The sequence below is a fragment of the Rufibacter sp. LB8 genome, from assembly GCF_014876185.1.
Taxonomy (GTDB): Bacteria; Bacteroidota; Bacteroidia; order Cytophagales; family Hymenobacteraceae; genus Nibribacter.
In genome coordinates this window covers 2915800-2931446 of the sequence record NZ_JADALJ010000001.1, presented here as the reverse complement: position 1 = coordinate 2931446, position 15647 = coordinate 2915800, and the positions used below count along the sequence as shown (strand labels likewise).

Sequence of the window (15647 nt, the reverse complement as noted above, 5' to 3'; positions counted from 1 at the left end):
TCCGGAAACGAAGCCAAAAACGGAAATTATTTCCCGGATGTATGGGAAAGGACAACATCGAAATAAATTCTGGGAATTGTAGAAACGCAATACCTTGCGTCTCCCACGCATTGCGGTTTTTTAGGCCTTCATGTAGGGCAACGCTTTTGATGCATAGAGACAAGACGTAATCGCGCATGGCAATATTCCTGTTGCATAGCGCCAAGACGTAAAGTGTTGCGTCTCTACACAGCGTGGTTCTGCCAGTTCTGCGCCATGCATATTTTCAAAAAAGCACCAACGTACGGCAAATCCCATAAAAAAAGTCTCCCGTTTTCGGGCTCATTTTCAGAAATGAGCCCGAAAACGGGAGACTTTTACTCTTTTAAACTGGAACGTCTACTGCACCTGGGTTTTGTCTACGCGTTTAGGCGTTTTCTTGCCTTTTACAAAATCACCAGCGCCTAAGGCAATGGCTTTGATCATGTTGGTCATGTGGGCCATGTCCAGGCTTTCCACCTCATCGTTCACGCTGTGGTAGAGTTTGTCTTGGTCAATCTGTACCGATGAGATGGTGTGCGCCGGAACGCCCAGGCGGGCCAGCGTAGCGTTATCTGAGCGGTAGAACAGGTTTTCTTTGGGATACGGGTCTGGGTGGAAACTGTAAGCGGTGCCTTTCACGGCGGCCTGCAACAGCGTACCGAAGTCTGATTTCTCAAAGCCCGTGATGTACGCCGTGTTAGGCCCGAACTTGGAGCCTTTGCCGATCATCTCAATGTTGAACATGGCCACAATCTGGTCTGGGTCTAGCTGCTTGGAGAAATGCTGTGAGCCGAAACCGCCAATTTCCTCTGCGGTGAACGTCACAAACAGCAGCGTGCGCTCTGGCTTGGGTTGTTTCTTGAAATGGCGCGCGAGCGTGATCACGGCCGTGGTGCCGGAAGCGTCGTCATCGGCGCCGTTGGCTATGGAGTCGCCGTCCAGGGCTTTCTGAATGCCAATGTGGTCATGGTGACCCGAGAACACCACAAACTCGTTGGCGCGCTTGCCCGGAATCATGCCCGCCACGTTGGCCAGATTCAATTCTTTGGCATCGTTCTTAATCTCCACATCCAGAGACGTGATCTGGGTTAGCTCGGTCATGACATAGATAATGGTGGGGCCTTTGCCCAACTCAGCCACCGGGCTAGACTGCTTAAAGAAGTTGGCGTAGCGGCTGAACATGGCCTGGTGCTTGGGGTGCACCACCACCAGCGCGTCTTTGGTCTGCTGGCGGGCTTTGTTGATGCCTTGTCTGAAATCATCATTCTCGCCAATGAAAATAGGTTGCGGCGCCTTGTCTTCCCACTCAATCTTGCGGTGCACGGTGCTGTAGAACAGGTTTTCAGGTTTCACCTTGTCGCCGTTCACTTCCACGTCTACTTTGTCTGGGGTGAGTTGGTACATCTTGAATTCCTGCTTGAAATCGGTGTCGCCGGCCAAAGGCTGCAACCCGATGGCCTTGAACTCAGCGGCAATGAAATCCTGGGCTTTCTCAATGCCGGGCGTAAACGTTCTGCGGCCCTGCATGTCATCAGCGGCCAGGGTCTTGACAATGCGCGTGACGTCTTTCTGCTGAATGTTTTTGACCGCTTTCTGGGCCATGGCGCCGGTAAAGGGCAAGCAGGCCAGCCCCAGCGCAACAGATACTTTTTTTAGATTCATAGGGATTGTGGTTGAAATCATAAGTAAAAGACTGGCTCAGAATTAACAGGATTTTCCCTGGTTTTCGGTTAGCGGGCCAATAGAAAGTAAGTTTACTGTTTTTTTCAGGACCTGCCAAGCCTCTGGGCCGTGCGGGCCACATTAATCAAGAAGTACGCCAACATTCACTTTCGGCCCGCGGCCTGGGTCAGTTTGCCGGATTTTCGTTTTCGGGCTCATTTCTGGAAACGAAGCCAAAAACGGAAAACGCAGAACAGAACGATGGTCCTTTGGTTAGAAATAAGACTTTTTGGGTACGGCTTGCAATGCGGCCGAGCGATTCTTTAGGTGAAGGGACAGCAGTTAGACACGGCAAACGGCCTGCAGTGTTTGGAAACGTAGGCAATAGGATCAGAATAAGAGAAAATGCATATATAGTTCTGATTGAATATTGTTGCGTCGATTTTGAGACGTAAAAAGGACGGAGCGAAAGAAATAGTAAAAAAGTGAGAAGCCAACGCAACCATTCTGCCGCTTTCCCGATACAAGAGATTCGGCCACGCGTCAGTTTGGCCTGCAACCCAAGCAATTGGAACCCAGAAATAAAATAGACTACTTAATACTTACAACTATGGAAAACAATCAGAACCGCGCAGCCCAAGCGTCTGCCGCCAATACTTCTTACGAGCAAGATTCAGCCAACAGAAGTACTACTTCAGCCACGGCCAACAACCAGCAGAACCAGAACCAGAGCCAAGGCGGCGTGATGGACTCCATCACCGGCGCTATCAGCAACATTCAGGTGCCACAGGCCGTGAAGAACATTCAACTGCCAGACGCTGTGAAAAACATTCAGTTGCCACAGGCCGTGAAAGACTTTGGTGCAACGTGCGCACGTAGCTACAGCGGCCTTTCTACTACCCAGAAAGTTGTGGGTGGTGCAGTGTTAGCGTTAGGCGCTAGCTACTGGGCAGCCTCAGCCAACGGCTGGATTGGCCAAGGCAAAAACAAAACTGCCAAAAGAAACAAAGGCACCCAACATTCTTAGTACTTTCTCTTTTTAGAGAATAGCTGAGAAGCAGAAAGCCCGGGCGTACAGTGTACGTCCGGGCTTTTGTATGTTTGTTCAGAAAGCTTTTCCGTTTTAGGGCTCATTTCTGGAAATGGAGCCGAAAACGGAAATAGACGCTCTTGCGGAAATGGCTGTTTACCTGGTGCCGCGGCCTCTGGAAGAGGAATTGCGGTTGCCACCGCCGGCAGGTTGGCCTTGGCGTTGCTCCGGTCTTCTTCCGCCGCCGCCTTGGCCGGTTCTTGGACCGCCACCACCGCCGCCTTTGTTGGCAGCAGAGCGGGCTTTGTCAGTGGCTTTGCCGCCGCCAATGGGCAATTTCTGGTAATCTGCGTGGTAGGGTTGCTCTTCTTCCACGGGAATGTTCTGCTTGGTCAACTTCTCAATGTCACGCAGGTAAGGCAACTCGGTGTCATCACAGAAAGATAGCGCCAAACCATCTGCGCCGGCGCGTCCGGTGCGGCCAATGCGGTGCACGTAGGTTTCTGGTTCATTGGGCAGATCTACGTTGATCACGTGCGTGAGGTCATCTACGTCAATGCCGCGGGCGGCAATGTCTGTGGCCACCAGGGCTTTCAGTTCATGGTTTTTGAACTGGTTGAGCGCTTTTACGCGCGAGCTCTGGGCTTTGTCGCCGTGGATGGACTGGGCCGCTATGCCTACTTTAGAAAGTTCTTTGGCAATGCGGTCTGCGCCGTGCTTGGTGCGCGAAAACACCAGGGCGCGCTTGATTTCTTCGCCCTGGAGCAAATGCTTGAGCAGGGCTCTCTTGTGGGTTTTCTCCACGAAGAACACTTTCTGGCCAATCTTCTCTGCGGTGCTGGAAACCGGGGTCACTTCCACGTAAATTGGGTCACGCAAGATACTGGCCGACAGTTTCTGGATTTCCTGGGGCATGGTGGCCGAGAACAGCAGCGTCTGGCGGTTGGCCGGAATCTGCGCGATCACCTTGCGCACGTCATGAATAAAGCCCATGTCCAACATGCGGTCGGCTTCATCTAAGATAAAGGTCTCAATGTGTTTCAAAGACAGCAAGCCCTGGTTCATGAGGTCCAGCAATCTGCCGGGCGTAGCCACCACAATGTCAACGCCGCGTCTAATCTGTTCTACCTGTGACGTCTGGCCCACGCCACCGAATACCACGGTGTGTTTGATTTTGGTGTGCCGGCCGTAGGAATTAATGCTGTCGCCAATCTGCAAGGCCAGCTCGCGGGTGGGGGTCAAGATAAGGGCGCGGATGGCTTTGGCCGGGTGCGCGGGACCTGCCTCGTGCAGGCGCTGGATCAAAGGCAAGCTGAAAGCGGCGGTTTTGCCGGTGCCGGTCTGGGCACAGCCCAAAAGGTCATCACCGTTCAAAAGGTGCGGGATGGCTTGTTCCTGAATAGGGGTGGGGGTGGTGTATCCCTCTTCCTGCAAGGCCTGCAGCAGAGGTTCCATCAAATTAAGTTCTGAAAATGTCATTGTGAAATATAAAGGCCGAAGTGTGTGGCCACGCATGAAAAGATGGCAAATGCGTCTGCACTGCCTTGGTAGTAAGACACAAAGGTAGGGAAAAAGATTCAGTGTTGGGTTTTGTGCAGCTTTCGCACAAACCGAAGCACAGCCAATGGATGGGTTGGTACGTGAAGTTACTCCTGCCCGCATAGAAAATTAGCAAGCCCGTGGCGGTATGCTGTTAACCAAGGATGTACAACCCTATAGCAGAACTACAGTAAACAACGTATATCTAATTCCCAGAGTGGTGAATTTGAAGCATACATAAGATACACCAATTTCATAAAGCAGCTTTACATGTTAGCTGCAGTAACTCCTGTACATATGGCAAAAGAACTGATTTTAACCAACAAGCAAGGAACGCCTATAGCGCAACCTGGCCAGAAGAAAAATAAACTTGCCAAGAAGACCAAAAAGGCTGGCAAAAAGCGCCTGAACAAATGGCTGACGGCAGGCCTGAGCGGCATGGCTGGCGCCCTTGCCGTGACCGCCGTGCATGAAACCGTCCGTCGTTTTTACCCAGAGGCCCCGCGTATGGACATTCTGGGCATGCGCGCCATTGCCAAAGGGCTGCGCAGCGCCGGGCAAACCCCACCGGAGAATGACACCCTGCACACTTGGGCTTTACTAGGCGATATTCTCTCCAACAGTTTGTACTACAGCTTGGTAGGTTCCGGCAAGAAAGCGTTGTGGCGCGGTACCGTTTTAGGAGCAGCGGCCGGCGTGGGTGGCGTGGTGTTACCGGGTCCGTTGGGTCTGGGCACAGCTCCCAGCAATAGAACCACGCAAACGCAGGCGCTCACGGTGGGTTACTACCTCATGGCCGGCGTAGTGGCCGGCCTGGCCGCCCGTTACCTCCGGAAAGTGAAAGTGTAAACGGCTTAGCCTACTTTATGAAACTCCCGTTTTGGGGCTCATTTTCAGAAATGAGCCCCAAAACGGGAGTTTTTGTTTCTCTTACTGGTAGTTGAAATATCGAAGTAAGGTATTTTATTATCGAAAAACGGTAATAAATTATTGCAGGTCAGGTAGAGATGTGTACCTTGGGGTAGTTTTAAGAAAGCCCTATGAAAAAGAATACGTTGCTTATGCTGGCCTCACTGGTGGGGACCGTGTTTTCTGTCTTGATTATCAGTGCCTTTGTAGTGCTCACCGGTCTTTTCATTCATTTCCAGGTAAAGCCGTCTGCGTATGAAGGGGTGCAGGTAGATGTGAAAAACGAGACCTTTGTGTACCAAAAAACGGTGCGCGAGGAAATGAAAGGCAAGGGAGGCGCCACCATCAAAATATCGAAATCCATAGGGCTAAACCCCGGGGAAAGTACACCCGGCAAAAGAGGCGAGAAGATTCCGCTGGCACAGGTGCACTGGTACTCCCTGTATTTCATGTATGCCCAGATGGCCTCCGTCTTGCTTATCTTTTATAGAATTACCAGGGAAGTACTGAAGGTGATTTCGTCTGTGCGGGCCCTGAATACGTTTGGGGCGGGCAACGTGCAGTCTTTCCGGCGCATTGGGTTTATGTGTCTGCTGTTGTCACTGGTGCAGTGGTTTTCATTTTTCATTGCCGAAGGACATTCTATCGTTAAATTCTCTGTGGAGGTGTTGCCGCTGGTGTTTATGCTGGCTGCCTTTGTCATGGCCGAAATCTTTAAGGAAGGCCACGAACTTCTGGAGCAGGAGCAGTTAACCATTTAGCCCGCATGCCCATAATTGTGAACATTGACGTGATGATGGCGCGCCGCAAAATGTCGTTGACCGAACTGTCTGAGCGCGTAGGCATCACCATGGCCAACCTCTCGGTGCTCAAAACCGGCAAAGCCAAAGCCATCCGGTTCTCTACCCTGGAGGCCATCTGCCAGGTGCTGGACTGCCAACCCGGCGACGTACTGGAATTCCGGCCTGATTGAGAATCATAGTAGCCAGTTATTTTTAACCTTTATCTCTAATAAAATGAAATCAAAAGGCTTTTTATTGACCGGATTACTCCTGTTCTTCTTTTTTACAGGAAACGCGCAGGAGAAAAAAGGGGAAGCAACTACCACTGTTTCCACCTTTCAATTGAAAGCAGCGAACCTAGAAGAGCTTTCAGATATTAACTGGCAAGATATAAGAGATATTTTCAAGGAGAACTCGCCTGAAGCGCCTATCACCTTAGCTTTTGTGGTGAGCACGAACATGAAGCAGGCAGATGCGCAGAATTTCAGGTTTAAAATTACTGGCAAAACGTCTGAGCTAGACCAAATGATCATTGCCTCCCAAAAGGTACTCCGCGAAATGGAATCTTTAGAAAAGGACAAAAACTAAAATTCCCGTTTTGGGGCTCATTTCTGGAAATGAGCCCCAAAACGGGAATTTTTATTGAGAACAAGCAGGGTTTACTTTCGGCCGGAGCCGCTTTTCTTGCCGCCGCCGTCTTGTTTGTTCACGGTGGCCCAGGCGCGTTTTTCGGCTTCTTCTTCAGAGAGGCCTTTCTTTTCATAGCTTTCCTCAATGTGTTCGGCCTGACGTTTCTGCTTGTCAGTGTACGCTGATTTATCTCCCTGTGGCATGGGGTCCTCCTTTCTTATGGGTGAAACAAATTTTTCCTTTTATACGGGCATCGCTTTGAAAAAAATACCTTCCTGAGAGGTGTAGCGCAAGATTCAGTATTTATACCCAGGTAGCTGTCTGTCTTCCTGTGGGTCTTAGGACTGCAGAATTACGGTTTACAGTGGCAGAGCACTTCGCGCTGGAGCGGGGCGGTTTTGTAGTTGGGCAGCGTGAATTCCTTCATGTAAATCACCGACAATTCCTGTATCTGTTCCTGTTTTGGGTGGGCTTCGTTCCAGCGCCGGAGCAGGTAGAAACAGTAATATGGCCGCATGTACGCGTTGGGCGAGAAAAGGTAATTCTCAGAGTATTTCCGCCAGCGGTCATTTTTGAACAGGCCCATCACCGAAGCCGGTTTCACCGTGTCTGGTTCTTTGCCCTGCTGGTTGAGGTCTACTTTCTTGTTGGTAGTGGTGATGCCTTCCAGAATGTACCAGCCATCGTCTTTGAACACGTTGGGCGCGAACATGCTCCAGTTCTGGTCTAGCCTGGGCACCAGCGCTGCGGCTTCAAGAGCCTTGGGGAATTGCAGTGCCGGTTTGCGCAAGGTGCCCAGGTTCCACCAGAAAGCCAGTACCAGACAGGTCAGCACCAGCGCTTCACGCACGTATTTTCTGGGAATCCTTTGGGCCCAACGCGGCGCCTGCCATTGCACGTTTACCTGCACGCGTACCGGCGAGGCCACGCTTTTGGCCAGGCCCTCCCAGCGCTGTTGCACCCGCCCGTAGCCCACGCGCAGCCGCCGGTCCAGGAAATCCATGGCCGGGGTGGGCAACAAACCAATAACCGCCGAAATACTGATCAGGTAGAACAAGCCCACAAACAGCGTAAGACTGATGCCGATGTGCAGCCCCACAATACACATAATAAACAGTAGCCGCCACCAGGTGGTGCGCCACGGAATGAGCAGCACGAAGGGTAGATACAGCTCACCGTAATACGTGGCGTGCGTCAGGAATTTCAGCAGCTCTGGGTAAGGGTAAATGAGTTTTCCGCCGGGCATGAGCACCTGGTCTATGCTGAGGGCATAGTAAAGCGCGGTGCCGTCGGTGGTCCAGTCTGGTCCGCTTTTTAGCAGCGCGGTGAACACGTACACCCAGGCCACCTGCAACAGATACGCTACTGTGGCCGCACTTACATATTGGGTTGGTTTGGAATCAATGGATGGGGAAATCTTACGGGCGTCTACCGAATAATGGCGGTGCCAGGGCAAAAACATACCCCAGAACAGCAACATGCGCAGCAAACTGTCGCCGGACTGCGTGATGAGCGGGTTCCGGTTCTGGAGCGAAAGCAGCAAAACCCAGGAGATAGCCGTAGCCCAGCGCGTGTGATAGCCCAGCAGCATGGCCACTGCCGCACCGGCCGCCACCAGAAACAGCATCGCCTGAAACTGCCACAGCCCGCTCAGCGCATGCAGGGAGAAGAAATACTGGTTCCAGGCGTTGGCGTGGAGCACATGCAGCGGCAGCACCCCCATGTTGGAATAATGCGCCTCCAGGTCGGTGGCCCGTATGCCAATGTCCAGCAGCAGGACGGCCGCCACCCAGATGCGCATAAGGGAGAGTGCGCGCACATCTGCGTAAAAGACCCGCTGAAGATACTGTTGCAAAAGGTGCATAAGAGAAGGCGAATGGTAAGGCCGTGGCCTGTGACGCTTAACAACGCAAACAAGCCTTTCACAGTTACCTCATGCGGCTCACAGATATTGTTTGCGGTTGAGGAGCTTCTGCGCTGCTTCAAAGAAGGCCAAAAGAAAAGGCAAAACCCGCGGGTTTTGCCTTTTCTTTTGGCGGTATTATTACAGTTGACTAACGAGCAGTAGTGCCGGTTGTAGTTCCAGTGGTAGTGCCAGTTGTAGTTCCAGTGGTAGTGCCGGTTGTAGTACCAGTTGTAGTTCCGGTTGTCATACCAGTAGTACCAGTAGTTCCGGTAGTAGTTCCGGTGGTGCCAGTAGTACCGGTAGTACCTGTAGTGGTTCCGGTGGTACCTGTAGTGCCAGTAGTTCCTGTAGTGCCCGTAGTTCCAGTAGTTGTGCCGGTGGTAGTTCCGGTTGTACCAGTGGTAGTGCCGGTTGTCATACCCGTGGTGGTTTCTGAAGTAGTACCAGTGGTCTCAGACTCGGTGGTCATGTCAGTGGTGGTGGTGTCAGTAGTGGTTTCAGTGCTGCCTGAGCAAGAAGTCAATGCTGAAGTAGCAACCAGCGCCGCTACGGCCATCACGTTTACAAATGTCTTTTTCATAGTGCTTTGAATGTGTTTAAGGTAAATTTTTTAATGGGGGTTGATTTCAAGTTCATCTTTTACGAGGGCTTTTTAGAAAGGTGTTCAATTTTTTATAAAATTAATTCTGGTAGCAAACGCCGGTAATTCCCTTATTTGCAGGTGTCAAGCGTCATGGGTAAGTTCGGTCTGGGCCGTTCCTTCATGGTGAAGAAAAAACAAACGCTGCCGCCGCCTGTTTACCCAAGCGCCTAGGATAGCCAGAATTACCCAGCCACATACTCAGAACCAAAATAACCGAAGGCTGGCTACCCGCGTACTGCCACCAACGTTTCATGGAACAAACACTCTCTCCCACTTCTGCCATCATTCTGTTCGACGGCGTCTGCAACCTCTGCAACGGCTTTGTGCAGTTTGTAATCAAGCATGACCCCCAAGGCCATTTCAGGTTTGCGGTCTTGCAGTCTGACCTGGGCCAACAGATTCTGGCAGCGCACAGCCTGCCCACCCATGAGTTCAAAAGCGTGCTCCTGCTGGAAAACGGCAAACTCTACACCCGCTCCTCAGCGGCCCTGCGCATTGTGAAGCGTCTGAACGGGGGGTGGTCGTTCTTGTATGCCTTGGCGGTAATTCCCAAATTTCTGCGTGACCCGGTGTATGACTGGGTTTCTAAGAACCGCTACCGGTGGTTTGGCCGGCAGGAAAGCTGTTGGCTGCCTACACCGGCGCTCAAAGCCCGTTTTCTGTAGCGGTGGTTTCGCCCAAAATTTCACGTAAATTGCTCTGTGCTAAAAATCTCTAGTTCTTCTATAGAATTTTGGTGTTGTAACTCAGATAGATACCTGTTTTGGGGCTCATTTTCAAAACAGAGGCCAAAAACAGACCGTTATTTTGCCAACCGCAGACCGTAAGTTTGCATGCTAGACCATTTTTATATCCGTGGAAAATATAGAAACCTTTCTTGCCGAAGCCAGCAGTCTGGCCTGGGGCATGCCTTTGTTGATCTTGCTTATGGGCGGCGGCCTTTTCCTGATGCTGTATTGCCGGTTTGTGCCTTTCCGGCACCTGGGCCATTCCATTGAAATCTTGCGTGGGAAATACGTGGACCCCAACGCGCCCGGTAAAATAAGTCCGTTTCAGGCTATGGCCAGTGCGCTGGCGTCTACCATTGGCATGGGCAATATTAGCGGTGTGGCCGTGGGCATTGCCATGGGCGGGCCCGGCGTGCTCTTCTGGATGTGGGTGAGCGCTATTGTGGGCATGGCCACCAAGTTCTTCACCTGTACACTGTCTGTCATGTACCGCGGCCGCAATGAGCGCGGCGAAGTGGAGGGTGGCCCCATGTACATGGTCACCGAAGGGCTGGGCCAGAAATGGAAACCGTTGTCCATCCTGTTTGCCGCCGCCGGCCTTATTGGTACGTTGCCACTTTTTCAGTCTAACCAACTCACCCAGATTGTGCGTGATGTGGTGCTGGTGCCCAGTGGCGTGGTCACCAATGAAGATGCTTTTCTTTCTAATTTGTTTATGGGAATAGCGTTGGCGTTTCCGGTGGCCATTATCATGTTTGGGGGCTTGCAGCGAATTGCCAGCGTGGCTACTAAGTTGGTGCCGTTAATGGTGGTGCTTTACACGGGCTCGGTGCTCTACATCATTGGGGTGAATATTTCGGCGGTGCCGTCTATGTTTGCCATGATCTTTGAAGATGCTTTCACAGGCAATGCTGTTTTGGGCGGGGCCGTCATGCAGATTATCATCATGGGTGCGCGGCGGGCGTCTTTCTCCAATGAGGCCGGCATTGGCACCGCCGCCATGATGCACGGCGAATCCCAAACCAATGAGCCCGTGCGCGAAGGCCTGGTGGCCATGCTGGAGCCTTTCATTGACACCATCATTGTCTGCACCATGACCGGCCTTGCCATTCTGGTGACGGGCGTGTGGCAAGGCGCTGATACGGGCAATGGGGTTTCTATGACCGCGCAAGCCTTTGAGGCGGCCATGCCCGTAATGGGCAAGTACCTGCTGGTTATTTGCGTGTTTATCTTCGCGTTTACGTCTCTGTTTTCTTACTGCTACTATGGCTCCAAGTGCTTCACCTACCTATTTGGGTTCAAATACCGCCGGGCCTATGATTTCTTCTATATTTCCACGGTCATTATTGGCGCGGTGGTCACCATGAAATCTATCATAGATTTAATTGACACCTCTTTTGCGCTAATGGCTATTCCTACTATGGCGTGCGCGTTGATTTTATCGCCTAAAGTAATGACCGCCGCCAAAGACTATTTCGCCAGAATGAAAGCAGAGCGGTTGAGTAGTAGGTAGCAGGTAGCAAAGATTAGAATTCCCGTTTTGGGGCTCATTTCTGTAAATGAGCCCGAAAACGGGGATTATTTTTGACAGGCTAATCCTATCATAGCAGTCGGATTCTTATCTTTCCCAATGAAGAGGGCTATTGAAATCTATTTCGCTGGAATAGAAGAATGAACTGTTAAGGAATATTTTCCCTTGCTTGGTAATGATGCGTTTCAACTAGAAATTCTGCTTCTACTATGTGTAGCTGTAATTCTGCACTGGTAAAGGGAAGACGTTGAATCTAAAATCAGACTGCACATGGTTAAAAAGATAAGTATGCCAAAGTTTTACGCACGTTTCATTTTATTCACCCTCTTGTTCACGTTAAGCGTATCTGGGCTCTGGGCGCAGGCACCAGATTTTCTATGGGCAAAAAAGGCTGCCGGGGAATATGGCGTAGGGAATAACGAGTTTGGGAGAGCCGCGGCGGCAGATGCAGAAGGGAACGTGTACGCAACCGGGTATTTTGAGGGATATGTCAGGTTTGGGAACATTACCCTCACAAGTGCGGGCGAGCATGATGTCTACCTGGTTAAATATGATGCGGCGGGCAACGTGCTGTGGGCGCAACAGGCTGGTGGCACCGGCGAAGACCAAGCCTACGGGATCTCTGTTGATGCCACTGGGAACGTGTACGTCACCGGGAGTTTTGAGACCACGGCAACTTTTGGCGGTACCGCCCTCACCAGTGTAGGTTATACTGACATTTTCATCGCCAAATATAACGCGGCGGGAAACATACTTTGGGCGAAGCGGGCGGGCGGCGGCAGTCCAGAAAATGCCTATGGCGTTGCGGTAGACGGCCAGGGGAACGCTTTTATAACCGGGAGAGTTGCGGGCACCGCTTCGTTTGGCAGTGTTACGCTCCCCAATGCAGGCTCCGGAGATGTGTTCATAGCCAAGTATGATGCAGCGGGCACCACGTTGTGGGCAGTGAAAGCCGGCGGGAATTATATAGACAACAGCTACGGCATTTCTACTGATGGCGCTGGCAACGTGTATATCATAGGAGATTTCCAGGGAATCGCCTACTTCGGGGCCTCTAAACTCACCAGTGCCGGTAGCCAGGATATCTTCCTGGCCAAATATGACGCAGCCGGGAACCCGCAATGGGCACAAAGCGCAGGGGGCAGCGGTGCAGACATTGGCTACGGCATTGCCGCTGACAAAAACGGGAATGCGTATATAACCGGCTTTTTCTCGGGCACCGCCACTTTTGGTGATATTTCTGTTACCACCGCCGGCAGCATAGATATGTTCCTTACCAAATATGACCAAGATGGCAAGGCGCTATGGGCACAGCGGGCAGGCGGAACCGGTTCAGACGTGGGATACGGCATAGCCCTTGACGGAACCGGGAACCCGTATGTGACCGGAGATTTCGCAAGCAGCGCAAGATTTGGGCGTATCACCTTGCAGGGCAACAGCTATCAGAGCTTTTTCATGGCAAAATATGACACCACAGGAGCCGTGCGCTTTGCCAAAGGGGCGCTGTGGGGAACCACCAAAAGCTATGGCATTGCCGTAGACGCCGCGGGCAAGGCTGTAGTAACGGGCAATACCCAAGGCAGCATCACCTTCGGTGATTATGACTTGACCGCCAAGGGTAGCAGTGATGTCTACATTGCCAGGTACAGTGAGGCGGGCAACGTGCTGTGGGCTGAAATGCCTTTCGGGTTTACCGCAACAGATTATGGTAGAAGCGTAGCCGTAGACAACGCAGGCAATGCGGTTGTGGCTGGGTATTTCCTGGGAAGTATCACTTTGGGCAGTACCACGCTCGTGAGCACGGGCATCAATAACGCTTTTCTTGCCAAGTATGACGCGGCCGGCAATGTGCGCTGGGCGCAGCGGGCAGGAGGCAGTAGCGTTATCTACCCTACAGACATGGCCATAGACGGCGCCGGGAACATTCATGTGACAGGTTATTTTCTGGGGAACGCCACCTTTGGCACCACCACCCTCATCAGTCCCGGTAACTATGACATCTTTCTTGCCAAGTATGATGCGGCGGGCAACGTGCTGTGGGCAAAGAGGGCGGGCGGGCTGAATAACATAGAAAGTAACGGCATCGCCTTAGATGCCTCCGGGAATATTTACGTGACCGGGGAATTCAGTGTCAATGCCACCTTTGAAAACAGTACGCTTACCAGCACGGGTACAACCAATGCTTTCTTGGCCAAATATGACGCGGCAGGCAACGTGCTGTGGGCACAAAAGGTTAGCGGAGGCTACAATGATTATGGTTATGACTTAGCCGTAGACGGTGCTGGTGATGTCTATGTGACAGGCTCTTTTGCAGGTACTTCTTCTTTTGGTACCACCAGTCTGGTCAGCAGTAGTGCAGATGTGTTCCTGGTCAAGTATAGCGCGGCGGGCAACGTACTCTGGGCACAGAAAGCAGGAGGAAGCAGCTTAGATTACAGCAACAGCATAGCCCTGGATGCAACCGGAAATATTTACGTGACCGGAGATTTCTCGGGCACTGCCGCTTTTGGGAGCACCAGCATTTCCAGTACCGGCAACAAAGATGTCTTTATCGCTAAATTTGATGGGCAAGGCAATGCGTTGTGGGCCCAGAAAGCGGGAGGGACAGGCATAGACGTGGGCTATAGAATAGCCATTGATAATGCAGGAAACGCATTTATAACCGGGTCTTTTCAAAATGCCGCCGCGTTTGGCTCCACTAGGCTCGCCAGTGCCGGTGGAACAGACGCCTTCATGGTTGCATATGATCCGGCGGGTACTGCCTTGTGGGCGCAGCGGGCAGGAGGAGCATTAGATGACTACAGCAACAGCATTAGCTTAGACAACTCAGAAAATGTCTTTATCACCGGGTATTTCCAGGGCAGCGCCACGTTTGGAACCAGCAACTTAACCACTCACGGAAGGACGATGTTCCTAGCTAAACTAGCCGCCAGTACCGTTACGGGCATAGAGGCTTTAGAAGAGGAAGATGGTTTGGTAGTGTATCCTAACCCAGCCACCGAAGGATTGGTGGAAGTACGGCTTTCTGGGGTTAACAGCGGCAACATTTCTGTCTCCCTCTACAATTCCCTAGGCCAACTTGCACAGAAACAGGTGGTAGCACAAGGTGGCGGACAGCTAAATGTTGAGGCGCTAGCTGCCGGTATTTATGTGCTGAGGGCGGAATATAACGGAAAGACCTACGTAAAGCGGCTTGTCATACAATAAGGAAAGCCACAGCTATAATCCTTCACGCTAACCATCAATTAGGCAAGTCCCGTTTTCGGGCTCATTTCTGTAAATGAGCCCGAAAACGTCTGAAGAAGAATGTTTAGGGATAAAGGCAATTGGCACAAACGCTTGTAGGAACTGCGCACGCTAGCATGTCTTTTGAGCAGGCTTCTTTTGCGACCTCAACCGTGAGGCAAGGCACATTGTCTCTATAAGAACTCCTGCTGCAAGTTTAGCGATACCGTAACTTGCGGCAGGGATGTTTCCGTTTTCGGCTTTCTTTCCAGAAATGAGCCCGAAAACGGGAATTTTGCCTTATTGGGCCGTTTGAAGGTCTTCAATAATCTGCATGAAGTTTTCGCGGTACGTGTCTCCCAGGGGAATGACGGCTTCGCCAATAAAAATGCGGTTGCGCTCAATGGAATCAATCTTGTCTAGCGGCACGATGTAGGATTTATGCACCCGCACAAACTGCGGCCTGGGCAGCTGTTCCTCCATTTTCTTGATGTTGCGCAAAGACAGAATCCGTTCGGTTTTGGTGTAGATGGACACGTAGTTCTGCAGGCCTTCCACGTACAGAATATCGTCTAGCCTGATTTTCACCAGCTTGTACTCGGTCTTCACGAAGATGATGCCCTGGCCCGTGTTTTCTGGCGCTGCGGCAGGCGTTACGGCTGGGGCCGGTTCTGAAGCAGGCAGTAAAAGTTGCTGCGCTTTTTGGGCGGCGCGGTAAAAACGGTCAAACGCGATGGGCTTGAGCAGATAGTCTATCACGTTGTGTTCGTAGCCTTCCAGCGCGTATTCGGTGTAGGCGGTGGTGAGAATGACGTGGCATTTGTTGCCCAGAATCTTCATGACCTGTATACCGGTGAGCTCGGGCATCTGAATGTCCAGAAACAGCAGATCCACTTTCTCCTGGTCTACCAGTTTCAGGGCTTCCAGGGCGCTGGTGGTGCTGCCCGCCAGTTCCAGGAAATCAATCTTCTGAATGTAATCTGAAAGTATGTCCAGGGCCAGCGGTTTGTCATCTACCGCCAGGCAGCGTAGTTTTTTCAT

14 protein-coding genes are annotated in these 15647 nt (G+C 51.7%); 8 read left to right on the top strand and 6 right to left on the bottom strand.

Annotated elements, in window-relative coordinates; translation table 11 throughout:
- Positions 1-378 precede the first annotated feature (378 nt).
- Entirely contained in the window at positions 379-1683 is a 1305-nt protein-coding gene (locus IMY23_RS12345; RefSeq protein ID WP_192822381.1) for a M20/M25/M40 family metallo-hydrolase, read from the bottom strand.
- A gap of 610 nt (positions 1684-2293) precedes the next feature.
- On the opposite strand from IMY23_RS12345, the gene IMY23_RS12340 reads away from it, so the two are divergent.
- Positions 2294-2710 (top strand): hypothetical protein, encoded by a 417-nt coding sequence (locus IMY23_RS12340; RefSeq protein WP_192822380.1) that lies wholly within the window; start codon positions 2294-2296, stop codon positions 2708-2710.
- A gap of 159 nt (positions 2711-2869) precedes the next feature.
- On the opposite strand, the gene IMY23_RS12335 is transcribed toward IMY23_RS12340, so the two are convergent.
- The gene (locus IMY23_RS12335; RefSeq protein WP_370589848.1) at positions 2870-4168 is read right to left on the bottom strand and encodes a DEAD/DEAH box helicase; all 1299 of its coding nucleotides are present in this window, start codon (positions 4166-4168) and stop codon (positions 2870-2872) included.
- 381 nt (positions 4169-4549) lie between these two features.
- Between IMY23_RS12335 and IMY23_RS12330 the strand changes: the two genes are divergently transcribed.
- The 4 genes from IMY23_RS12330 to IMY23_RS12315 all read left to right on the top strand — a co-directional run bounded on the left by IMY23_RS12330 (position 4550) and on the right by IMY23_RS12315 (position 6531).
- Positions 4550-5101, top strand: coding sequence for a hypothetical protein (locus IMY23_RS12330; RefSeq protein WP_225986495.1), 552 nt, complete (start codon positions 4550-4552; stop codon positions 5099-5101).
- Positions 5102-5292: 191 nt separating this feature from the next.
- Positions 5293-5922, top strand: coding sequence for a DUF2975 domain-containing protein (locus IMY23_RS12325; RefSeq protein WP_192822378.1), 630 nt, complete (start codon positions 5293-5295; stop codon positions 5920-5922).
- Positions 5923-5927: 5 nt separating this feature from the next.
- Positions 5928-6134: a helix-turn-helix transcriptional regulator gene (locus IMY23_RS12320; protein ID WP_192822377.1), complete on the top strand. Its 207-nt coding sequence runs from the start codon at positions 5928-5930 to the stop codon at positions 6132-6134.
- A gap of 43 nt (positions 6135-6177) precedes the next feature.
- On the top strand, positions 6178-6531 hold the full coding sequence (locus IMY23_RS12315) for a hypothetical protein (RefSeq protein WP_192822376.1): 354 nt from the start codon (positions 6178-6180) through the stop codon (positions 6529-6531).
- Positions 6532-6602: 71 nt separating this feature from the next.
- Here IMY23_RS12315 and IMY23_RS12310 read toward each other — a convergent pair whose 3' ends face one another.
- The 3 genes from IMY23_RS12310 to IMY23_RS12300 form a co-directional block, all read right to left on the bottom strand.
- Positions 6603-6776: a hypothetical protein gene (locus IMY23_RS12310; RefSeq protein WP_192822375.1), complete on the bottom strand. Its 174-nt coding sequence runs from the start codon at positions 6774-6776 to the stop codon at positions 6603-6605.
- Positions 6777-6925: 149 nt separating this feature from the next.
- The gene (locus IMY23_RS12305; protein ID WP_192822374.1) at positions 6926-8437 is read right to left on the bottom strand and encodes an HTTM domain-containing protein; all 1512 of its coding nucleotides are present in this window, start codon (positions 8435-8437) and stop codon (positions 6926-6928) included.
- Between the two features lie 190 nt (positions 8438-8627).
- Positions 8628-9059 (bottom strand): hypothetical protein, encoded by a 432-nt coding sequence (locus IMY23_RS12300; protein ID WP_192822373.1) that lies wholly within the window; start codon positions 9057-9059, stop codon positions 8628-8630.
- Positions 9060-9373: 314 nt separating this feature from the next.
- Between IMY23_RS12300 and IMY23_RS12295 the strand changes: the two genes are divergently transcribed.
- The 3 genes from IMY23_RS12295 to IMY23_RS12285 all read left to right on the top strand — a co-directional run bounded on the left by IMY23_RS12295 (position 9374) and on the right by IMY23_RS12285 (position 14588).
- Positions 9374-9787: a thiol-disulfide oxidoreductase DCC family protein gene (locus tag IMY23_RS12295; RefSeq protein ID WP_192822372.1), complete on the top strand. Its 414-nt coding sequence runs from the start codon at positions 9374-9376 to the stop codon at positions 9785-9787.
- A 190-nt stretch (positions 9788-9977) separates the two neighbouring features.
- Positions 9978-11363, top strand: a complete 1386-nt coding sequence (locus IMY23_RS12290; RefSeq protein WP_370589847.1) for an alanine/glycine:cation symporter family protein — start codon at positions 9978-9980, stop codon at positions 11361-11363.
- A 306-nt stretch (positions 11364-11669) separates the two neighbouring features.
- Positions 11670-14588 carry an SBBP repeat-containing protein gene (locus IMY23_RS12285; protein ID WP_192822371.1) on the top strand — a complete coding sequence of 973 codons (2919 nt, stop codon included), beginning with the start codon at positions 11670-11672 and terminating at the stop codon, positions 14586-14588.
- 318 nt (positions 14589-14906) lie between these two features.
- Here IMY23_RS12285 and IMY23_RS12280 read toward each other — a convergent pair whose 3' ends face one another.
- Positions 14907-15647, bottom strand: a complete 741-nt coding sequence (locus tag IMY23_RS12280; RefSeq protein WP_192822370.1) for a LytTR family DNA-binding domain-containing protein — start codon at positions 15645-15647, stop codon at positions 14907-14909.

What these genes read in the sequence shown, in the direction of transcription:
- IMY23_RS12345 (WP_192822381.1), bottom strand. Translation starts at nt 1,683, where the DNA reads ATGAATCTAAAAAAAGTATCTGTTGCGCTGGGGCTGGCCTGCTTGCCC.
- IMY23_RS12280 (WP_192822370.1), bottom strand. Translation starts at nt 15,647, where the DNA reads ATGAAAAAACTACGCTGCCTGGCGGTAGATGACAAACCGCTGGCCCTG.
- IMY23_RS12310 (WP_192822375.1), bottom strand. Translation starts at nt 6,776, where the DNA reads ATGCCACAGGGAGATAAATCAGCGTACACTGACAAGCAGAAACGTCAG.
- IMY23_RS12300 (WP_192822373.1), bottom strand. Translation starts at nt 9,059, where the DNA reads ATGAAAAAGACATTTGTAAACGTGATGGCCGTAGCGGCGCTGGTTGCT.
- IMY23_RS12315 (WP_192822376.1), top strand. Translation starts at nt 6,178, where the DNA reads ATGAAATCAAAAGGCTTTTTATTGACCGGATTACTCCTGTTCTTCTTT.
- IMY23_RS12305 (WP_192822374.1), bottom strand. Translation starts at nt 8,437, where the DNA reads ATGCACCTTTTGCAACAGTATCTTCAGCGGGTCTTTTACGCAGATGTG.
- IMY23_RS12295 (WP_192822372.1), top strand. Translation starts at nt 9,374, where the DNA reads ATGGAACAAACACTCTCTCCCACTTCTGCCATCATTCTGTTCGACGGC.
- IMY23_RS12325 (WP_192822378.1), top strand. Translation starts at nt 5,293, where the DNA reads ATGAAAAAGAATACGTTGCTTATGCTGGCCTCACTGGTGGGGACCGTG.
- IMY23_RS12330 (WP_225986495.1), top strand. Translation starts at nt 4,550, where the DNA reads ATGGCAAAAGAACTGATTTTAACCAACAAGCAAGGAACGCCTATAGCG.
- IMY23_RS12340 (WP_192822380.1), top strand. Translation starts at nt 2,294, where the DNA reads ATGGAAAACAATCAGAACCGCGCAGCCCAAGCGTCTGCCGCCAATACT.
- IMY23_RS12335 (WP_370589848.1), bottom strand. Translation starts at nt 4,168, where the DNA reads ATGGAACCTCTGCTGCAGGCCTTGCAGGAAGAGGGATACACCACCCCC.
- IMY23_RS12320 (WP_192822377.1), top strand. Translation starts at nt 5,928, where the DNA reads ATGCCCATAATTGTGAACATTGACGTGATGATGGCGCGCCGCAAAATG.
- IMY23_RS12285 (WP_192822371.1), top strand. Translation starts at nt 11,670, where the DNA reads ATGCCAAAGTTTTACGCACGTTTCATTTTATTCACCCTCTTGTTCACG.